The sequence below is a fragment of the Streptomyces sp. genome (assembly GCF_031178505.1).
Lineage (GTDB): Bacteria > Actinomycetota > Actinomycetes > Streptomycetales > Streptomycetaceae > Streptomyces > Streptomyces gulbargensis.
In genome coordinates, this window is sequence record NZ_JAPSIW010000050.1 from 1 (window position 1) to 17958 (window position 17958).

The following is a 17958-nucleotide window of genomic DNA, read 5'->3' on the forward strand; positions in this document are numbered from 1 at the left end:
GCTTCGGCAAGGCCGCCCCCGGGGCCTCCTACCCGGCGCTCTACACCAGCGCGAAGATCGGCGGGGTGCGCGGCGTCTTCCGCTCCGACGACGCCGGCGCGCACTGGGTCCGCATCAACGACGACGCGCACCAGTGGGGCTGGACCGGCGCCACCATCACCGGCGACCCGCGCGTCCACGGCCGGGTGTACGTCGCCACCAACGGGCGCGGCATCATCCAGGGCGACACGGGCGGGACCGGCCCCGGCCCCACGGACCCGCCCGCCCCGGCGGGCGCCTGCAAGGTCGCGTACAAGGTGACGAACCAGTGGCAGGGCGGCTTCCAGGCCGACGTCACCCTGACCAACACCTCCACCGCTCCCTGGACCGGCTGGACGCTCGGCTGGACCTTCGGCGCGGGCCAGACCGTCGGCCAGGCGTGGAACGCGACGGCCGGCCAGAACGGCGCCGCCGTCACCGTGAGGGACGCCGGCTGGAACGGGACCGTCCCGGCCGGGGCCTCCGCCTCCTTCGGCTTCACCGGCGGCTGGACCGGCACCAACCCCGCACCCGCCGCCTTCACCCTGGGCGGCACCCCGTGCGCGACGGGCTGACCGGCCCGCCCGCCGGCGGCCGCTGAACGGGAAAAGGCCGGGGCCCCGGTTCTTTCGAACCGGGGCCCCGGCCTTCCTCGGGAAGAGGACGGCTCAGGCCGCGAGAGGCGCCTTCCGGAGCCCGCCGCGGAGCCCGAGGACGCACGCGGCGCCCGCGGTCAGCGCGAAGAGCACCATCACCGCGTTCACCAGCACGTCCGGACCCGCGTCCTGCGCCAGGGCGTTGGACGTCGCCGCCCAGACGACGAACACCTGGGTGACGGCCACCAGGCCGAAGCCCACGGCACGCGCCCACGCGGGGCCCCTGTCCGCGAAGGAGGCGAGCCCGAGCGCGGCCGCTCCCCAGAGCAGCAGCAGGACCGTCAGCCCTTCGGCGGCGAGGAAGAGACCGCCGCCGAGACCGCCGTACCCCCCGGCGTCCGTGTGGTCGATCTCGGAGGTGTCCACCACGAACACCGCGAGGGCCAGCTGCACGAGAAGCAGGTAGCACGCCTCCAGAACGAGGATCAGCGCACCTGCCCGCCTGACGAAAAGAGTCACTGATTGCTCCTCACGAGCCTGCCGCTCTTGATGATCCACAGCTTGCCGTTCCGCTGGGCGCTGCGGCAATCGTCCCGCGCCTTCGTTCCGGCGCTGTTCTGACCGGTGCGCTTGCGGCCGATCTCCCGGCCGATCGCGTTGTTCTTCAGGTCCATCTGCTTGTCAACGCCCGAGGACGTCGACTCGTGCCGGGTCGCGAACTCGTAGGCGTCCGTGGTGGACAGGCGGATCTCCATCCGCGCGTTCCAGTAGCAGTGGCGGAAGGAGTCACCCGTGCCCTGGAAGAGGGTGTTGTCCGGGTACCAGTCCTGCGCCTGCTTGAACGCCTTGTTGGCCGCGTCGTACGCCGCCGTGCAGTCGATCGGGTTCCAGAAGCAGTACGACCTCTCGGAGGGCGTGGCGCTGCCGTAGCCGAAGCCCGGGTCCATCAGCACCGGGTAGGCGAGCTCCTGGCCGGCGGCGGGCGCCAGCGAGGCGGTGACCACGCCGCCGGAGAGCGTGAGCTTCACCGGGATCTCGACGCCGCCCGCGTCCCGGGCGATCGGGGCGGTGATGAAGGTCAGGTTGCCCAGTTCGTCCGCGACGATGATGACGTTGTCCGCACCCTGGGTGGCCGTCTGGCCGGGCCGGAGCTGGAGGGAGTACGCGTAGCTCCTGGCCGCGGACGCGCTCCTGAGCAGGTGGAACGTCTCGACGGCGTTCTGGCCCGTCCGGATGGCGAGGGTGTCGGCGTCCGTCTGCGTGTTGGGGTAGACGATGACGCCCGTCTCGCTGAGACCGGCGGCCGCGGCCGCGCCCGCGGGCATGGTCACCGAGGTCTGGGTGGCCCCGTCCGCGCTCGTGCCGACGATCTCCTGGCCCGCCGTGGCGGGCAGTTCCACGACACCGGCGGCGAGGACGGACTCCTCGGTCTCGACGACCTCGGGGTCGATCTGCTCCTGATAGCCCGCCGGGGTGTCGTCGATCTCCGGGTACTCGGTGTCGACGGGCCGGTCCTCGGGCTCCGTCTGCTCCTCCTCCGGGTGCAGCAGGTCGGAGAAGTGCGTCTCGGCGATCTGGTTGATGAACGCCGGGGTGAGCACCCCGCTGATCCGGCCGCTGCGGAAGGTGTACTCCGCCGGGTCCGACCACGTTCCGGCGGCGTTCCGCACCCGGGCGGTCAGGACGTGCGTGCCGTCCACCGCCGGGGTCAGGGTCACGGTCGCCTTGCCGGCCGTGAGCGCCACGGTGCTCGGCGTCCCGCCGTCGAGGGCGTACTCGGCCGTGACCGCCTTGCCCTGCGGATCGGTGAGGGTGAACGAGCCGGGCGTGCCCGTGCCGCCGTGCCACAGACCGTCGGCGGGATAGGTGTCCGAGGTGACCGAGGGGGCCGCGGGCACGGACGTGTCCACGGTCAGGTTGCGCCAGACGGACCAGCCGCCGTTCCAGAGCTTCCCGTCGTACACGGCGATGCGCCACTTGTACGCCCCGGGGGCGAGCGCGCCGGGCGTCCAGGTGCCGGGCTTGCCGGACGGCACGAACGCGGAGACCCCGCTCGTCACCTTGGTGGTGCCGGCGGCGTTCCACACCTCGAAGGTGAGCCGCACGGAGTCACCGTCGGGGTCGGTGGCCTGACCGGTGAGGGTGGGGGTGGTGTCCGCCGTGACCACCGCGTCGGCGGGGCTCACGGGGGAGGCCAGGTTGGGCTTGGTGTTGTAGGTCACGACGAGGGTCGGCTCGGTGGGACCCTGCGAACCGTCCACGTAGTTGGCGGAGCGGAAGCGCCGCCAGCTCAGCGAGTCGGTCTCGTCCACCGCGCGCACCTGGAGGCCGTGGTTCGGCTGGCCCGCGGCCCACGCCTGGACGATCGCGTCCACGTCCCAGCGCATGAAGTTCGCCGGACACGCGGAACTGAACCCGTACGCCGCGTGCGAGACGACGGCGCCGTCGGCCGTGGTCGCGGGCTGGGCGCCCCAGGTCACGGCGCTGGGGTCCCAGTTGGCGGTGATCCGCCGGACCGCGACGCCGGAGCCGGTGGTGGCGCAGCTCGCCGACCAGTAGGAGTGCAGCCGGAACTCGGTGTCCAGGATCTGCTTGCCGGCGTACTTCGACACGTCGAACTTCACGTACGACCGGGCCTTCGTGGTGCCGCCGTCGTAGGTTCCGGCCTTCAGCTCGGTCGAACCGCGCTGGGAGTCGGGGTAGTTCGTGGCGAGCCAGGTGTCCGTGGACGCCGCCAGGGTCGTCGTGGGGTCGATGTTCACCGGGTAGACGACATCGGGGTCGGTGAGGAAGTCCATGCTCGGCTTGAGGACCAGGACCGCGCGGCCCGCCCCCTGCTCGATGCTGGTCTCGATCTCCATGGAGTGGGTGGGGTCCCCGGACTTCGGGTCCGTGCCCATCCCCCACATGCGCGGCGCGGGGGCGCTGGCGACCAGCGCGCCCCTGGCGTCCTCGAGCCGCAGGTGACCCGACGGCTCCTTCTCCAGGTTCAGGCCCTTGAGGGTGATCGGGAGCCTCAGCTCCACCGGCTTCGTGGGCCGCTCGTTCAGGATGAGCGACTCGGTGAAGCCCTGCGGGAGCGCGGTGACGTGCAGGTCACCGTCGGGGACGACGTCGGGGTAGACCGCGGTGTCGCCGTCGACCCGGGGGGCCGGCAGGGACTTCGTCGCGGACCAGTCGAGACCGAAGGTCTGCGTCCCCCGGCTGACGGCGGCGAAGTCCTCGGCCCCGCCGTCGGACAGCTTCACGTCGGCGAGGGCGGTTTCGGGTTCCAGCCGCTCTCCGGTGTCGACCAGGCTGGTGTCGAGCTGCTTCCACTCGCCACCCTCCTTGACCCGGACCGGTCCGGAGGCGGTCTCGGTCGTGAGCGTCCCGTTCGGGTTCGCCCAGGTGCTGGAGGTCTCCGTCCGCTCGGACAGGGCCTCGACCCGCTTCCCGCCCAACGCGGCGGCCAGGCGCGCCGACGCGAGGTCAGGTGCCTCGGCGCGGCCGGTGGTGGTGCCGACGCCGCTCGAAGCGGCGCCGACGGATGTTTCCTCTACCGCGATGGCCGGCAGCTGTATGGACAGCGTCAGCGCAACGGCGGTCGAGACGGACGCGAGACGCACTGCTCGTCGCATCCATCCCCCCTTAATCGTTTGTTCGATGTGGATCACCTGCGAGGCAGGCGGCGCGTGAGCATGTCATGAGGATTGGGTAAAGGAACAATCAAGAACCTGTGCGATCGGTCACAGAGCGTTTTGATCGGATACGCGCGGTGACTGTTCGTGATCAAGGAGGGGGTGGCTCCCGTCCTTCACCCGGGGCATGCGGAAACGACTCAGGCCCCCGGTTCTTCCGAACCGGGGGCCTGAGTCGACAGGGTGAGTAACGGGACTCGAACCCGCGACATCCTGGACCACAACCAGGTGCTCTACCAGCTGAGCTATACCCACCACGACCGGCGGTTTTCCCGAAGGTTTCCCCGACCGGCCGAGAAGAAGTCTACAGGGTCCCGGAGGGTGCTCGCGCCCGCATTGACGACGGGCGCGAGCGAGGGGTCACGCGCCGGGTACGACGTGGCGGGCCGCGATCCCCTTCGCGGTCTCCGAGTCGGGTCCGGGCTGCGGCACGAAGATCGCCTCCCGGTAGTAGCGGAGCTCCGCGATGGACTCGCGGATGTCGGCGAGCGCCCGGTGGTTTCCGCTCTTCTCCGGACTGTTGAAGTACGCCCTCGGGTACCAGCGGCGGGCCAGCTCCTTGACCGAGGAGACATCGACGATCCGGTAGTGCAGATGGCTCTCCAGTGCCGGCATGTCCCGCGCGAGGAAGCCGCGGTCGGTGGAGACCGAGTTCCCGCAGAGCGGCGCCTTGCCGGGCTCCTTCACGTGCTCGCGGATGTACGCCAGCACCTGGGCCTCAGCGTCGGCGAGCGTGGTGCCGCCGGGCAGGGCGTCCAGCAGCCCCGAGGACGTGTGCATCCGGCGCACGATCTCGGGCATGGTCTCCAGGGCCGCGTCCGGCGGGCGGATCACGATGTCCACCCCTTCGCCGAGCACGTTCAGTTCCGAGTCGGTGACCAGCGCGGCCACCTCGATGAGTGCGTCGTCCGTCAGCGAGAGCCCGGTCATCTCGCAGTCGATCCACACCATGCGATCGTTCATGTGTCCCACCTTAGGGGGCGTGGCGTCTCACGGGGGGAGCAGGCCGACGGGCCCCCGGGGAGGTGTCCCCGGGGGCCCGTCGTTCCCTGCGGCGCGCGGCTTGTGGCCACGCCGGTCTCGGTGCCGCTGCCCGCGGCGGTGTTACGGGGCGCTGCGCTGTCCCGGCAGGGCGGGCCTGCCGGAGCCGTAGGCGTCCGACTGCGGCTTGCCCGGCTCCATCGGACCGCCCGGGCGGCGCATGCCGGAGGCGACCTGCGCGGGCATCACCGGTTCGAGCACCGCCGTGGCGGGCTCACCCTGCGGACGCCTGGCCCGGTACGCGGCCCGGTAGGCGGCCGGCGAGGAGCCGAGCTGCCGCCGGAAGTGGCCGCGCAGGGCCACCGGCGAACGGAAGCCGCACCGGCCGGCCACCTCGTCGACCGAGTAGTCGGAGGTCTCCAGGAGACGCTGCGCCTGGAGCACCCGCTGGGTGATCAGCCACTGGAGCGGGGCGGACCCCGTCAGCGAGCGGAACCGGCGGTCGAAGGTCCGCCGGGACATGTACGCCCGCGCGGCGAGCGTCTCCACGTCGAACTGCTCGTGGAGGTGCTCCAGCGCCCAGGCGACGACCTCGGCCAGCGGGTCGGCGCCGATCTCCTCGGGTAAAGACCTGTCGAGGTAGCGCTCCTGCCCGCCGCTGCGCCGCGGCGGGACGACCAGCCGGCGCGCCAGGGCGCCCGCGGCCTCCGTGCCGTGGTCGGACCGCACGATGTGCAGACAGAGGTCGATCCCGGCCGCGGTCCCGGCGGAGGTGAGCACGTCACCGTCGTCGACGAAGAGCTCCCGCGGGTCCACGTGGACCGACGGGTAGCGCTTGGCCAGCGTCGGCGCGTACATCCAGTGCGTGGTCGCCGGGCGGCCGTCGAGCAGGCCGGCCGCGGCGAGCACGAACGCGCCGGTGCACAGGCCGACGATCCTCGCCCCTTCCTCATGGGCGCGGCGCAGCGCCTCCAGTGCCTCCGGCGGCGGCGGGGAGGTGATCGACCGCCAGGCCGGGACGACGACCGTCCCCGCCCGGGCGATGGCCTCCAGGCCGTACGGAGCGGTGAGTTCGAGCCCACCGGTGGTCCGCAGGGGGCCCTCCTCGCCGGCGCAGACGAGCAGCCGGTAGCGGGGGACTCCCGCGTCCTGTCGGTCGATGCCGAACACGGAGAGCGGGATGGAGCTCTCGAAGATGGGGCCGCCGCTGAACAGCAGCACCGCGACGACTTCGCGACGGCGGCGCCCGGACAGCTTCCGTGCGACCTCCGGTACGGCGGAGTCCTGGCTCATCAGGCTAAGCCCCCCTCGGTGTTGGCGTCTCCCTGGTCGTGTCGCACCTGCACGTTTCCCCTCGGTTTTGCGCGAGGCCCCAGTCTTCGGTACCCATGATCGAATCTACTGCGTCCCATGGCACCGCCGTGACAAGTTCTCCATCCGGCAGATTGTCGACAAGGCCACTTGGCGTGAAGCGATCGATGGCGAAGCGTTCCGCCCGGCGGCCCCCGACGGAAGGGCCACCGCGGCGAACGCCCCGTACGCGGAGGGTGTGAGCCCTTGTGGCGGGGCTTTCGGGCCCCTGGGGGCCCTCGGTGGAGGACCGTTCCGCCAAGGAATCGCCGAGAAAGAGAACTTGGCTGAAAACCGATGAGATCGGGTGTGCGAGCCTGTCAACTCGGTGGGTTCGTCCGTTTCCGCCGGCGGCTTCCGGCCCCCTCCGCGACCCCCTCGGAGGGCCCCCGCCCGGCCCGTGGACCGCGCTCGGAGCGGCGCAGCAGCACCCGGCAGGCCGCGGTCACCGAGACGAGCCCCAGTGCCGCGCCGGCCGCTCCGCCGAGGGAGGTGCCGTAGACGACGAGGACCACCGGCACCAGGACGCAGCAGAAGACCGCCCAGCGGACCAGTTCGTCGGCGTGGCCGGCGGCCGTGCACGCCTCCGCGGTCCCGGCCGGCCGCCGCGCGGGGGCGGCCGGAGCGTGCCCGCGCGCCGCCCGGCGGCGCCCCCCGGGCGCGGCGGGACGGCCGGCGTCCGGCGTCCTGGCGGGGCTCGACGGTACGGGCACGGGCGGTCTCCCTGGGTCGGTGGGCCGGACCTGTGGCAACGAGGAACGGAACACTCCGGTCACTGTGAGCGACGTCCGTTTGGCCCCCGTACGGACGCTTGTAGAACCCACCCGGCATTGCCAGAAGCCGAACCGCTCGTGCATGCTCCCTGGAACGCCGTCCTCAAGCGGCGCGCAAGCCGGGCGTGCTACGGCGGGCCCTGGGCAGGAGAGGAGTCTCGCCGTACCCTTGGGGGTATGGGCTTGGGAAGATGATTCCCGGACACAGCTCCGCCGCCACCCGTTGTTCCTCCCCCCTTCACCGTCCCTTCCCACGAGGACCCTCTTCGCCGAGACACCGATGGCCGGTCACGAATTCTTCGAACCCGCGGACCGCAAGCGCGTCGCCGATTCCACGGTCGACCCCCTCGCGGTGGAACAGCCACGCCACTCCTGCGACCCGGCCTTCCGGCACGGGGTGGTGGTCGGCTTCGACGGCTCCACGTCCAGTGAGCGCGCTCTCGCCTACGCCATCGGCATGGCCCGGCGATCGGGCTCCGGCCTGATCATCGTGCACGTGGCCAACCGGCTGCCGACCACCGTCTGGGCGGGCTGCGAGCCCCCCGTCTTCGTGGACGTCCCGGACCACCGCACCGAGGTGCTCGGTCTGGAGCTGGCCTGCGCCGATCACCTCTCCGAGGTCCCCTGGATCCTCGTCGAGCGCGGCGGGGACATCTGCCACGAGCTGGAGGAGGTCGGCCGCGAGTACTCGGCCGACGCGATCGTGGTCGGCTCCACGCACGGGATCGTCGGCCGGATCTTCGGCTCGGTGGCCGGCCGCCTGGCACGGCGCGCGCGGCGGCCCGTGATCGTCATCCCGTAACCCCCCGCCCTCTCCGGTCCCAGGACGACCACCCCCGGTCCGCGGCGGACCGAGCCCGGGAAACGAACCGGCCCCCGCGCTCCTGGGATGCGCGGGGGCCGGTTCGGTGTCCGGTCGATCCGCCGGGGGACAGGCCCGGCGGGCCGGGGCGGGGGGACAGGCCCCGCCCCGGCGACTACTCGACCGTGACGGACTTGGCGAGGTTCCGCGGCTTGTCGATGTCGCGGCCCATGGCGAGCGCCGTGTGGTAGGCGAACAGCTGGAGCGGGATGCCCATGAGGATGGGGTCGAGCTCGTCCTCGTTCTTCGGCACCACGATGGTGTGGTCGGCCTTCTCCTGGGGCTGGTGGGCGACGGCGAGGATGCGGCCGGAGCGGGCCTTGATCTCCTCCAGGGCGGCGCGGTTCTTCTCCAGCAGGTCGTCGTCGGGGACGATCGCGACCGTCGGCAGGGCCGGCTCGATGAGGGCGAGCGGGCCGTGCTTGAGCTCGGAGGCGGGGTAGGCCTCGGCGTGGATGTAGGAGATCTCCTTGAGCTTCAGGGAGGCCTCCAGGGCGACGGGGTAGCCCCGGACGCGGCCGATGAACATCATCGACTGGGCGCCGGCGTACTCCTTGGCGAGCTCCTTGATCTCGTCCTCGGTCTTGAGGATCTCCTCGATCTGGGCGGGGAGCTTGCGCAGGCCTTCGATGATCCGCTTGCCGTCGGTCACGGACAGGTCGCGGATGCGGCCGAGGTGGAGGGCGAGGAGCGCGAAGGCGACCACCGTGTTGGTGAAGCACTTGGTGGAGACGACGCAGACCTCGGGGCCGGCGTGGACGTAGACGCCGCCGTCGGCCTCGCGGGCGATGGCGGAGCCGACCACGTTGACGACGCCGAGGACGCGGGCGCCCTTCCGCTTCAGCTCCTGGACGGCGGCGAGCACGTCGTACGTCTCGCCGGACTGGGAGACCGCGATGTAGAGGGTGTCGGGGTCGACGACCGGGTTGCGGTAGCGGAACTCGGAGGCCGGCTCGGCGTCGGCCGGGATGCGGGCCATGCCCTCGATGAGGGAGGCGCCGATCATGCCGGCGTGGTACGAGGTGCCGCAGCCGAGGATCTTGATGCGGCGGATGGTGCGGGCCTCGCGCGGGTCGAGGTTGAGGCCGCCGAGGTGCACGGTGGAGAAGCGGTCGTCGATCCGGCCGCGCAGCACACGGTCGACCGCGTCGGGCTGCTCGGAGATCTCCTTGTGCATGTACGTGTCGTGGCCGCCCATGTCGTAGGAGGCGGCCTCCCACTCGACGGTCTCGGGGGTCGCCGTGGTGGAGGCGCCCGCGACCGTGTAGGTGCGGAAGTCGTCGGCCTTGAGGGTGGCCATCTCGCCGTCGTCGAGGGTGACGACCTGGCGGGTGTGGGCGATGAGCGCGGCGACGTCGGAGGCGACGAGCATCTCCTTCTCGCCGATGCCGAGGATCACGGGGGAGCCGTTGCGGGCGACGACGATGCGGTCGTTGAAGTCGGCGTGCATGACGGCGATGCCGTAGGTGCCCTCGATGACCTTGAGCGCCTCGCGGACCTTCTCCTCGAGGCTGTCGGCCTGGGAGCGGGCGATGAGGTGGGTGATGACCTCGGTGTCGGTCTCGGAGGCGAAGACGACGCCGTCGGCCTCGAGCTTGGCGCGGAGTTCGGCGGCGTTGTCGACGATGCCGTTGTGGACGACGGCGACCTTGTTCTCGGGGTCGAGGTGGGGGTGCGAGTTGTGGTCGCTGGGGGCGCCGTGGGTGGCCCAGCGGGTGTGGGCGATGCCGGTGGTGCCGGTGAAGCGCTTGGGGACGCGGGCTTCGAGGTCGCGGACGCGGCCCTTGGCCTTGACCATCTTCAGGCCGTTGGACTTGGGGCTGGTGATGACGAGGCCCGCGGAGTCGTAGCCGCGGTACTCGAGGCGCTGGAGGCCTTCGAGCAGCAGCGGCGCCACGTCGCGCTTACCGATGTAACCGACAATTCCACACATAAGGTGTAACCCCTCCGGTTGGTGATGGTGCGGTCCGCCCCGTGGGCGACAGCCGGGTCCGGCCGGTCCGGCCGGTTCCGTTCGGCCGTCTCAGCCGTAGACGATCCGGCGCAGCTGCCGGAGCGACAGCTCCGGTGGTGCCACGGCCCGGTGCGGCAGCTCCGCCGCGATCCGTTCGAAGATCTGGGCGTTCACGGCCCCGCCCGCCTGCAGTTCGCGGTGGCGGCGCCGGACGAACTCCTCGGTCGTCTCGTCGAAGTACGCCAGCACGTCGAGAACCACCCGGGTGGCCTCACCGCGCTGGAGCGCGGTGCTGCGCACCAGGTGGTCGATGAGGTCGTCGTGCGACGGGCGGCGTTCGAGCACCTGGAAATACTGAGGGGTGGCCCCGGCTTTCCGCAACATTCCTGCCCGGAATCGGGCAGGACCCTCATGATCGACGGGAAAAACGAGGGACTTGGTCCAGACCTTGACCCGGTGTGAGGGGAGCGGTACGCAAGGGTGACAACCGGATATAGAGAACGACAGACGCGTTGATCACCTGAAGGGGAGCACGCCTGTGAGACAGCGCCGAAGGATTCCGCGCCTGATCGGTTCCCTGCTTCTGCTCGCCGTGGCCGCGGCCGCGGGCGGCGAGGCCTCCGCCGCCGGGAAACCAGCCCGGAAGGCGGCGCCCGCCCCGGGTCCCGCCGCGGGCGCCGCGGCCGAGCCCGAGGTCCGCCCGCTGGGCCGCATCATCCCCGTACCCGCCTCCGTCACCCCCGAGGGCGAGCCGTACACGCTCACCCGCACCACCCGCATCGGGGTGGACCAGAAGTCCCGGGAGGTCGGCCGTTACCTGGCCGGCCTCCTGCGTCCCTCCACCGGCTTCCCGCTGCCCGTCGTGGACGAGCGGGCCGCCCAGAGCGGCATCCGGCTCCGCGTCAGCCCCGGCGAGACCGCCCTGGGCGCGGAGGGCTACCGGCTCCGCTCCGAACCCGGCGGCATCACCCTGACCGCCCGCGAGCCGGCCGGCCTCTTCCGCGGGGTGCAGACGCTCCGCCAGCAGCTGCCGGCGGCCGTGGAGCGCCGGACCGTCCAGCCCGGCCCCTGGAAGATCGCGGGCGGCACCGTCACCGACACCCCGCGCTACGCGTACCGGGGAGCGATGCTCGACGTCTCCCGGCACTTCTTCACCGTGGACGAGGTGAAGCGGTACATCGACCAGCTCGCCCTCTACAAGATCAACACGTTGCACCTGCACCTCACCGACGACCAGGGCTGGCGCATCGCCGTCGACTCCTGGCCCCGGCTCACCACGTACGGCGGCTCCACCGAGGTCGGCGGCGGACCCGGCGGCTACTACACCAAGGAGGAGTACCAGGAGATCGTCCGCTACGCGGCCTCCCGCCACCAGGAGGTGATCCCGGAGATCGACATGCCGGGCCACACCAACGCGGCCCTCGCCTCCTACGCGGAGCTCAACTGCGACGGCGTCGCCCCGCCCCTCTACACCGGGATCAAGGTCGGCTTCAGCTCGCTGTGCGTGCCCAAGCCCGTCACGTACGACTTCGTGGACGACGTGATCCGCGAGATCGCCGCGCTCACCCCGGGCCGCTACCTGCACATCGGCGGCGACGAGGCGCACTCCACCAGCCACGCCGACTACGCCGCCTTCATGGAGCGGGTCCAGCCCGTCGTCGCGAAGTACGGCAAGACGGTCGTGGGCTGGCACCAGCTGACCGGCGCCACCCCCGCCGAGGGCGCCCTCGTCCAGTACTGGGGCCTGGACCGCACCCCGGCCGCCGAGAAGGAGAAGGTGGCCGCCGCCGCGCGGAACGGCACGGGGCTGATCCTTTCGCCCGCCGACCGGGTGTACCTGGACATGAAGTACACGAAGGACACCCCGCTCGGTCTGGCCTGGGCCGGGTACGTGGAGGTCCGCCGCTCCTACGACTGGGACCCGGCGGCCTATCTCCCCGGCGCCCCGGCGAACGCCGTGCGCGGGGTCGAGGCCCCGCTGTGGACCGAGACCCTGGAGACCCCGGCCCACCTGGACGTCATGGCCTTCCCGCGCCTGCCCGGCGTGGCCGAGCTCGGCTGGTCCCCGGCCGCGACCCACGACTGGGAGACGTACAAGGTGCGGCTCGCCGAGCAGGCCCCGCGCTTCGACGCGCTGGGCATCGGCTACCACCGCTCCCCGCAGGTCCCCTGGCCGGCCGGCGGCTCCGGGGAATGACACGGATGCGGGCCCCGGCGGAGGACCGTACTCCGCCGGGGCCCGCACCGGTCCGTCAGGCGAACCGCGCGATCGGGTTCACCAGGTCGCCGACGAGCTGGAGCGCCGCCGACGGGTCCGCCAGGTCCACCATCTGCTTGTTGTTGCGCAGCTGGAGGCGGTTGAGGGCCGAGAGGGCGAAGGTCTCGGCGAACATGTCGTACTGCGCGAAGCGGTCCGCCAGCTCCGGCTTCGACTCCTGGTAGCCCTTCACGCACTCGGCGACCGTCCGCCAGAAGGTGTCCTCGTCGACCACGCCCTCGGCGGCGAGGGTCGCGCCGAGGAAGCGGAAGAAGCAGTCGAAGACGTCCGTGAAGACGGACAGCAGCTTCATGTCCTCCGGGACCTCGGCGCGGACCCGCTCCACGGCGGGCGGCAGCACCGCGTCCGGGTCCATGACGACGATCTCCTCGGCGATGTCCTTGAAGATCGCCCGCGCGACCGCGCCCCGCTCGTCCAGAACGAGGATGACGTTCTCACCGTGCGGCATGTACGCCAGGTCGTAGGCGTAGAAGCTGTGCAGGACCGGCAGCAGGTACGCGTCCAGGTAGCCGCGCAGCCAGGCCGCCGGCGCCAGGCCCGACTCCTTGATCAGCGCGCCGGCGAAGGAGGCGCCCGTGTGGTCGACGTGCAGCAGGGAGGCCATGGTCGCCAGGCGCTCGCCCTCGGCGAGGGACGGCACCGGGGACTCGCGCCAGAGCGCGGCCAGCATCTTGCGGTAGGGCGAGTAGCGGTCGGTGGCGGCCTCGTACTCCAGGTGCCGGTAGCCGACGGCCGCCCGCTCGCGGATGATCGAGAAACGGGCCGCCTGGAGGACGGAGTCCGACGCGATCAGGTGGGCCAGCCAGTCGTTGATGGCCGGGGTGGCCTCCATGTAGGCGGCCGACAGGCCCCGCATGAAGCCCATGTTGATCACCGACAGGGCCGTTTTGACGTAGTGCTTGGCCGGGTCGGTGGTGTTGAAGAAGGTACGGATCGACTGCTGCGCCAGGTAGGCGTCGGAGCCCTCGCCCAGGTACACCAGGCGCTGCTGCGCCACCTCGGCGGCGAAGGTGACGGACAGCTTGTTCCACCACTGCCAGGGGTGGACCGGCATGAGCAGGTAGTCGGCCGGGTCCAGGCCCCGCCCGGCGAGGGCCGCGGCGAAGCCGTCCACGGTCGCGTCGCCGAGTTCGGCGCGGATGAACGCCTCGTACTCGATGTCCGCCCCGGCGGTGAAGGTGGTGCGGTCGCGGTGCGCCGCCAGCCAGATCAGGTGGATCGGGCTCGCGGCCTCGGGGGCGTAGGCCCGGTACTCGTCGACGCCGAAGCCGAGGCGGCCGTTGTTGGCGACGAAGCAGGGGTGGCCCTCGGTCATCCCGGTCTCGACGGCCTGGAAGCCGGCGTGGGCCAGCTCGGCGGAGGTCACCGGCGGTTTGGTCGACTTGAACGCCGTCCCGGCCAGGGTGGAGGAGATCTCCTCCAGGTAGACGGGGAGGATCTCGTCGCTCAGGCCGAGGGAACCGCGCAGCTCGGTGACGAACTGGAGCGCGTCGAGCGGGAGCTGCTCGTCACCCCGGTGGCGGCTGATCGACTCGGCGTAGACCTGCCAGTGGTCGAGGGCGAACCGGTCGGCGGTGAAGCGGTACTCGGTGGCGCCGTCGTCGCTGAGGACGCGGTAGCGGCCCTCGCCCAGCTCCTGCGGGTTCAGCAGGCGCTCGTGGGTGAACTCGGCGAGCGCCTTGCGGATCAGGGCCCGGTTGGCGTCGGCCCAGCGCTCGGGGGTGAGGTGGGCGACGGGGTCGTGCTGGTCGCGGTTCATGCGGCGGCTCCCACGGCGGCCTCGAAGTCGGCGCGGGTGCAGAAGCTCAGCAGGGCCTTCTTCTCCGGCTTCTGGATCTCGCGGTCGGGCACGAAGCCGACGGCCTCGTTGAGGGCGTGCACGGCCTTGTTGCGCACGTCGGGCTCGACGACCACGCGGGCGGTCGCCGGGTCGGCGAACAGCTCGGCCATGACGGCGGTGATCACCCGGCGGGTGAAGCCGTGCACGGGCGTGTCGGTGGGGGCGACGAGGAAGTGCATGCCGACGTCGCCGGGCAGCGGGTCGTAGAGGCCGACCAGCTCGACCTTCGAGGGGTCGTACCGCTCCATGAGGAAGGCGGGCTCCTCGTCCACCAGACCGATGAAGGCGTCGTGGTGCGGGTGGGCGGCGATCGCCATGTAGTCGCGCTCGACGTCCTCCAGGCGGTGGTCCTGCATCATCCAGAACCCGGCCTTGGGGTGGGTGACCCACGGGTGGATCAGCTCCGCGTCCTTGAGCGGGTCGAGGGGGCGTATCCGGACGGTCATACCGCGAACTCCTGGAAGGCGATGGTCTTCTCGACGGGGTAGTACTCGGAGCCGAGCATGGCTCCGATGATGTACGCGTTGCGGTACGGCCCCATGCCGAGGTCGGGCGAGGTGATGGAGTGCGTGTGCACGCCGGCGTTCTGGAGGAAGACCCCGCGGCCCGTCGTGTCGATCGCGTAGTTGCGGGCCACGTCGAAGCGGCCCTGGGAGTCCCAGCGGAGCCGGTCCCGGATCGGCTCCAGGAAGGCGGGGACGGCGTACTTGTAGCCGGTGGCGAGGATCAGGCCCTCGGTCTCCAGGGTGAAGTCCTTCTCCTGCTCCTCCTGGCGGAAGCCGAGCGTGTACGCGCCCGCCGTCTCGTCGTACGCGGCCGTGTGCAGCGCCGAGTTGGTGAGCAGGCGGGTGGGCACCGGGCCGCCCAGGTTCTTCTGGTAGAGCAGGTCGAAGATGGCGTCGATGAGCTCGCCGTCGATGCCCTTGAAGAGGCCCTTCTGCTCGGTCTCCAGGCGGTAGCGGGTCCGCTCGGGGAGCGCGTGGAAGTAGTCCACGTACTCGGGCGAGGTCATCTCCAGGGTGAGCTTGGTGTACTCCAGCGGGAAGAAGCGCGGGGAGCGGGTCACCCAGTTCAGCCGGTAGCCGTGGACGTCGATCTCGGAGAGGAGGTCGTAGTAGATCTCGGCGGCGCTCTGGCCGCTGCCGATCAGGGTGATCGACTTCTTCTTCTGCAGCTCCGCCTTGTTCGGCAGGTAGCGGGAGTTGTGGATGAGGTCGCCGCCGAGGCCGTGGCAGGACTCGGGGATGTACGGCGGGGTGCCCGTGCCGAGGACGAGCCGGCGGGCGCGGAACGTTTCTCCGGCCTCGGTGCGCACCACGTACTCCTCGCCGGCCTCGTCGAAGGTGACGGTGGCGACGGTGGTGGAGAAGCGGATGGAGGAGAGCTTTCCGGCGGCCCAGCGGCAGTAGTCGTTGTACTCGGTCCGCAGCGGGTAGAAGTTCTCGCGGATGTAGAACGAGTAGAGCCGGCCCTTCTCCTTCAGGTAGTTGAGGAAGGAGTACGGCGAGGTCGGGTCGGCGAGGGTCACCAGGTCCGACATGAACGGGGTCTGGAGGTGCGCGCCCTCCAGGAACATCCCCGAGTGCCACTCGAAGTCGGGCTTGGACTCCAGGAAGAGACCGTTCAGCTCGCCGATGGGCTCGGTCAGGCAGGCGAGGCCGAGGTTGAAGGGACCGAGCCCGATGCCGATGAAGTCGTACGTCTCGGGCGTCTCAGGCGTGGACAAGGTTCTCTCCCAGGTACTGCTCGGCGTGGCCGGCGATCAGATCGAGCACGGCGGCGATGTCGGCCGTGGTGGTCTCGGGGTTGAGCAAGGTGAACTTGAGGTACTGGCGGCCGTCGACCTTGGTGCCGGCGACCACGGCCTCGCCGGAGGCGAACAGGGCCTTGCGGGCGTAGAGGTTCGCCCGGTCGATCTCGGCGGGGGAGGTGACGTTCTCGGGGATGTAGCGGTAGACGAGGGTGGAGAGCTGCGGCTCGACCACGACGTCGTAGCGGGGGTCGGCGGCGAGCAGGGCGAAGCCCTCGCGGGCCAGGTCGCAGACCTCGTCGAAGAGTTCGCCGATGCCGTCGGCGCCCATCACGCGCAGGGTCATCCACAGCTTGAGCGCGTCGAAGCGGCGGGTGGTCTGGAGCGACTTGTCGACCTGGTTGGGGATCGCCTCCGCCACCGTGCGGCGCGGGTTGAGGTAGTCCGCGTGGTAGGTCGCGTGGCGCAGGGTGGCGCCGTCGCGGACCAGCACGGCGGAGGAGCTCACCGGCTGGAAGAAGGACTTGTGGTAGTCGACGGTGACGGAGTTCGCGCGCTCGATGCCGTCCAGGAGGTCGCGGCGCTTGAGGGAGGTGAGCAGCCCGCAGCCGTAGGCCGCGTCCACGTGCATCCAGGCGCCGTACTCCTCGGCCAGCGCGGCGATCTCGGGCAGCGGGTCGATGGAGCCGAAGTCGGTGGTGCCCGCGGTGGCGACGATCGCCATGGGGATCAGGCCCTCGGCGCGGCAGGTCTCCAGCTCGGCGGCGAGGACGACGGACTGCATCCGCTTGTTCCGGTCGACGGGGACGGAGACGACCGCGTCGGCGCCGAGGCCGAGGAGGGTGGCCGACTTCTGGACGGAGAAGTGGCTGCACTCGGAGGAGAAGATCCGCAGCTTCGACAGGTCGCGGGTGCCGGCCTCCTCGCGGGCCAGCAGCAGCGCCTGGAGGTTGGACTGGGTGCCGCCGCTGGTGAAGACGCCGTCGGCGAGCGGGCCGAGGCCGATGCGGCCGGCGGTCCAGTCGATGAGCTTGCGTTCGATGAGGGTGCCGCCCGCGCTCTGGTCCCAGGTGTCGAGGGAGGAGTTGACCGCCGACAGGATCGCCTCGCCGAGGACCGCGGGGATGACGACCGGGCAGTTGAGGTGGCCCAGGTAGCGCGGGTGGTGGAAGTAGACCGCGTCGCGGAGGTAGACGTCCTCCAGCTCGTCCAGCGCGGCGGAGGCGTCGCCCAGCGGCCGGTCGAGGTCGACGGCGTCGATGACGGGCGCGAGCTCGGCGGGGGTGACTCCGGTGAACGGGCCGCGGGTCGTGGCGAGTTTGTTCGCCACCCGCTCGACTCCTTCGGTGACGGAGCGCCGGTAGCTCTCCGCCGTGGCGTCGTTGAGCAGGTGCGAGCGCATGTGGGGGGCCTCCGGGACAGCAGAGAGGGGCGAGGGGGACGATGCGTCAGTAAGGTTAGCCTAACCTAAATTTTCCTCGCAACGACCCCTCGCCCCCCTCGGCGCACGACAGTTGACGGGGTGAAACGCCAGGTGAAGTGAGGGTTACGACTCTTCCAGGGTCTCGTCCGGGACCTCGCGCAGCGCGTCCTCGGACAGGCCCTTGCGCCAGTAGCCCACGAACGTCACCCGGCGGCGGTCCAGGCCCCGGTCGCGCACGAAGTGCCGCCGCAGCGCCTTGACCGAGCCGGACTCGCCCGCGATCCAGACGTACGGGGCCTCGCCGGGCAGCGCCGTGCCCTCGATCGCCGCCACGGCGGACGGCGCCCCCTCCTCCCGCACGAGCCAGGTCACGGTGGCGTCCGCCTCCGTGGCCAGCTCCGTACGGTCACCGGAGTAGGGGACCTCCAGGAAGACCTGGGCCCGGGTCTCGGC

General features: G+C 71.1%; 15 protein-coding genes and 1 tRNA gene. 3 read left to right on the forward strand and 13 right to left on the reverse strand.

Features of this window, described 5'->3' with window-relative positions; genetic code table 11:
• Positions 1–593, forward strand: a 593-nt coding sequence (locus tag RIF68_RS06695) for a cellulose-binding domain-containing protein (RefSeq protein WP_309050203.1), incomplete at its 5' end; no start/stop codon positions are given.
• 93 nt (positions 594–686) lie between these two features.
• On the opposite strand, the gene RIF68_RS06700 is transcribed toward RIF68_RS06695, so the two are convergent.
• The 6 genes from RIF68_RS06700 to RIF68_RS06725 all read right to left on the reverse strand — a co-directional run bounded on the left by RIF68_RS06700 (position 687) and on the right by RIF68_RS06725 (position 7338).
• Positions 687–1133, reverse strand: a complete 447-nt coding sequence (locus tag RIF68_RS06700) for a hypothetical protein (protein ID WP_309050204.1) — start codon at positions 1131–1133, stop codon at positions 687–689.
• Positions 1130–4234, reverse strand: a complete 3105-nt coding sequence (locus RIF68_RS06705) for a DNRLRE domain-containing protein (protein ID WP_309050205.1) — start codon at positions 4232–4234, stop codon at positions 1130–1132. Before RIF68_RS06705 ends, RIF68_RS06700 begins: the two co-directional genes overlap by 4 nt.
• Before the next feature lie 242 nt (positions 4235–4476).
• A tRNA-His gene (locus tag RIF68_RS06710) sits at positions 4477–4549 on the reverse strand.
• A 105-nt stretch (positions 4550–4654) separates the two neighbouring features.
• Positions 4655–5257, reverse strand: coding sequence for an oligoribonuclease (gene orn, locus RIF68_RS06715; protein WP_309050206.1), 603 nt, complete (start codon positions 5255–5257; stop codon positions 4655–4657).
• 141 nt (positions 5258–5398) lie between these two features.
• A complete protein-coding gene (locus tag RIF68_RS06720) occupies positions 5399–6568 on the reverse strand; it encodes a helix-turn-helix domain-containing protein (RefSeq protein WP_309050207.1) in 1170 nt (389 codons plus the stop codon).
• Positions 6569–6945: 377 nt separating this feature from the next.
• A complete protein-coding gene (locus RIF68_RS06725) occupies positions 6946–7338 on the reverse strand; it encodes a hypothetical protein (protein ID WP_309050208.1) in 393 nt (130 codons plus the stop codon).
• A gap of 340 nt (positions 7339–7678) precedes the next feature.
• Between RIF68_RS06725 and RIF68_RS06730 the strand changes: the two genes are divergently transcribed.
• A complete protein-coding gene (locus RIF68_RS06730; protein ID WP_309050209.1) occupies positions 7679–8200 on the forward strand; it encodes a universal stress protein in 522 nt (173 codons plus the stop codon).
• Positions 8201–8375: 175 nt separating this feature from the next.
• Here RIF68_RS06730 and glmS read toward each other — a convergent pair whose 3' ends face one another.
• Positions 8376–10193 (reverse strand): glutamine--fructose-6-phosphate transaminase (isomerizing), encoded by a 1818-nt coding sequence (gene glmS, locus RIF68_RS06735; protein WP_309050210.1) that lies wholly within the window; start codon positions 10191–10193, stop codon positions 8376–8378.
• A 90-nt stretch (positions 10194–10283) separates the two neighbouring features.
• Positions 10284–10559 (reverse strand): hypothetical protein, encoded by a 276-nt coding sequence (locus tag RIF68_RS06740; RefSeq protein ID WP_309050211.1) that lies wholly within the window; start codon positions 10557–10559, stop codon positions 10284–10286.
• Between the two features lie 193 nt (positions 10560–10752).
• Between RIF68_RS06740 and RIF68_RS06745 the strand changes: the two genes are divergently transcribed.
• Positions 10753–12411, forward strand: a complete 1659-nt coding sequence (locus RIF68_RS06745; RefSeq protein WP_309050212.1) for a beta-N-acetylhexosaminidase — start codon at positions 10753–10755, stop codon at positions 12409–12411.
• Positions 12412–12466: 55 nt separating this feature from the next.
• On the opposite strand, the gene RIF68_RS06750 is transcribed toward RIF68_RS06745, so the two are convergent.
• The 5 genes from RIF68_RS06750 to RIF68_RS06770 all read right to left on the reverse strand — a co-directional run.
• Positions 12467–14251 carry an IucA/IucC family siderophore biosynthesis protein gene (locus RIF68_RS06750; protein WP_309050213.1) on the reverse strand — a complete coding sequence of 595 codons (1785 nt, stop codon included), beginning with the start codon at positions 14249–14251 and terminating at the stop codon, positions 12467–12469.
• Complete coding sequence (locus RIF68_RS06755; RefSeq protein WP_309050214.1) at positions 14248–14778, reverse strand: GNAT family N-acetyltransferase; 531 nt, start codon at positions 14776–14778, stop codon at positions 14248–14250. Before RIF68_RS06755 ends, RIF68_RS06750 begins: the two co-directional genes overlap by 4 nt.
• A complete protein-coding gene (locus RIF68_RS06760; protein WP_309050215.1) occupies positions 14775–16058 on the reverse strand; it encodes a lysine N(6)-hydroxylase/L-ornithine N(5)-oxygenase family protein in 1284 nt (427 codons plus the stop codon). The genes RIF68_RS06755 and RIF68_RS06760 overlap by 4 nt, the downstream gene beginning before the upstream one ends.
• Positions 16045–17484 (reverse strand): aspartate aminotransferase family protein, encoded by a 1440-nt coding sequence (locus tag RIF68_RS06765; protein ID WP_309050216.1) that lies wholly within the window; start codon positions 17482–17484, stop codon positions 16045–16047. Before RIF68_RS06765 ends, RIF68_RS06760 begins: the two co-directional genes overlap by 14 nt.
• A gap of 144 nt (positions 17485–17628) precedes the next feature.
• On the reverse strand, positions 17629–17958 hold a 330-nt coding region (locus tag RIF68_RS06770), incomplete at its 5' end, for a siderophore-interacting protein (protein ID WP_309050217.1).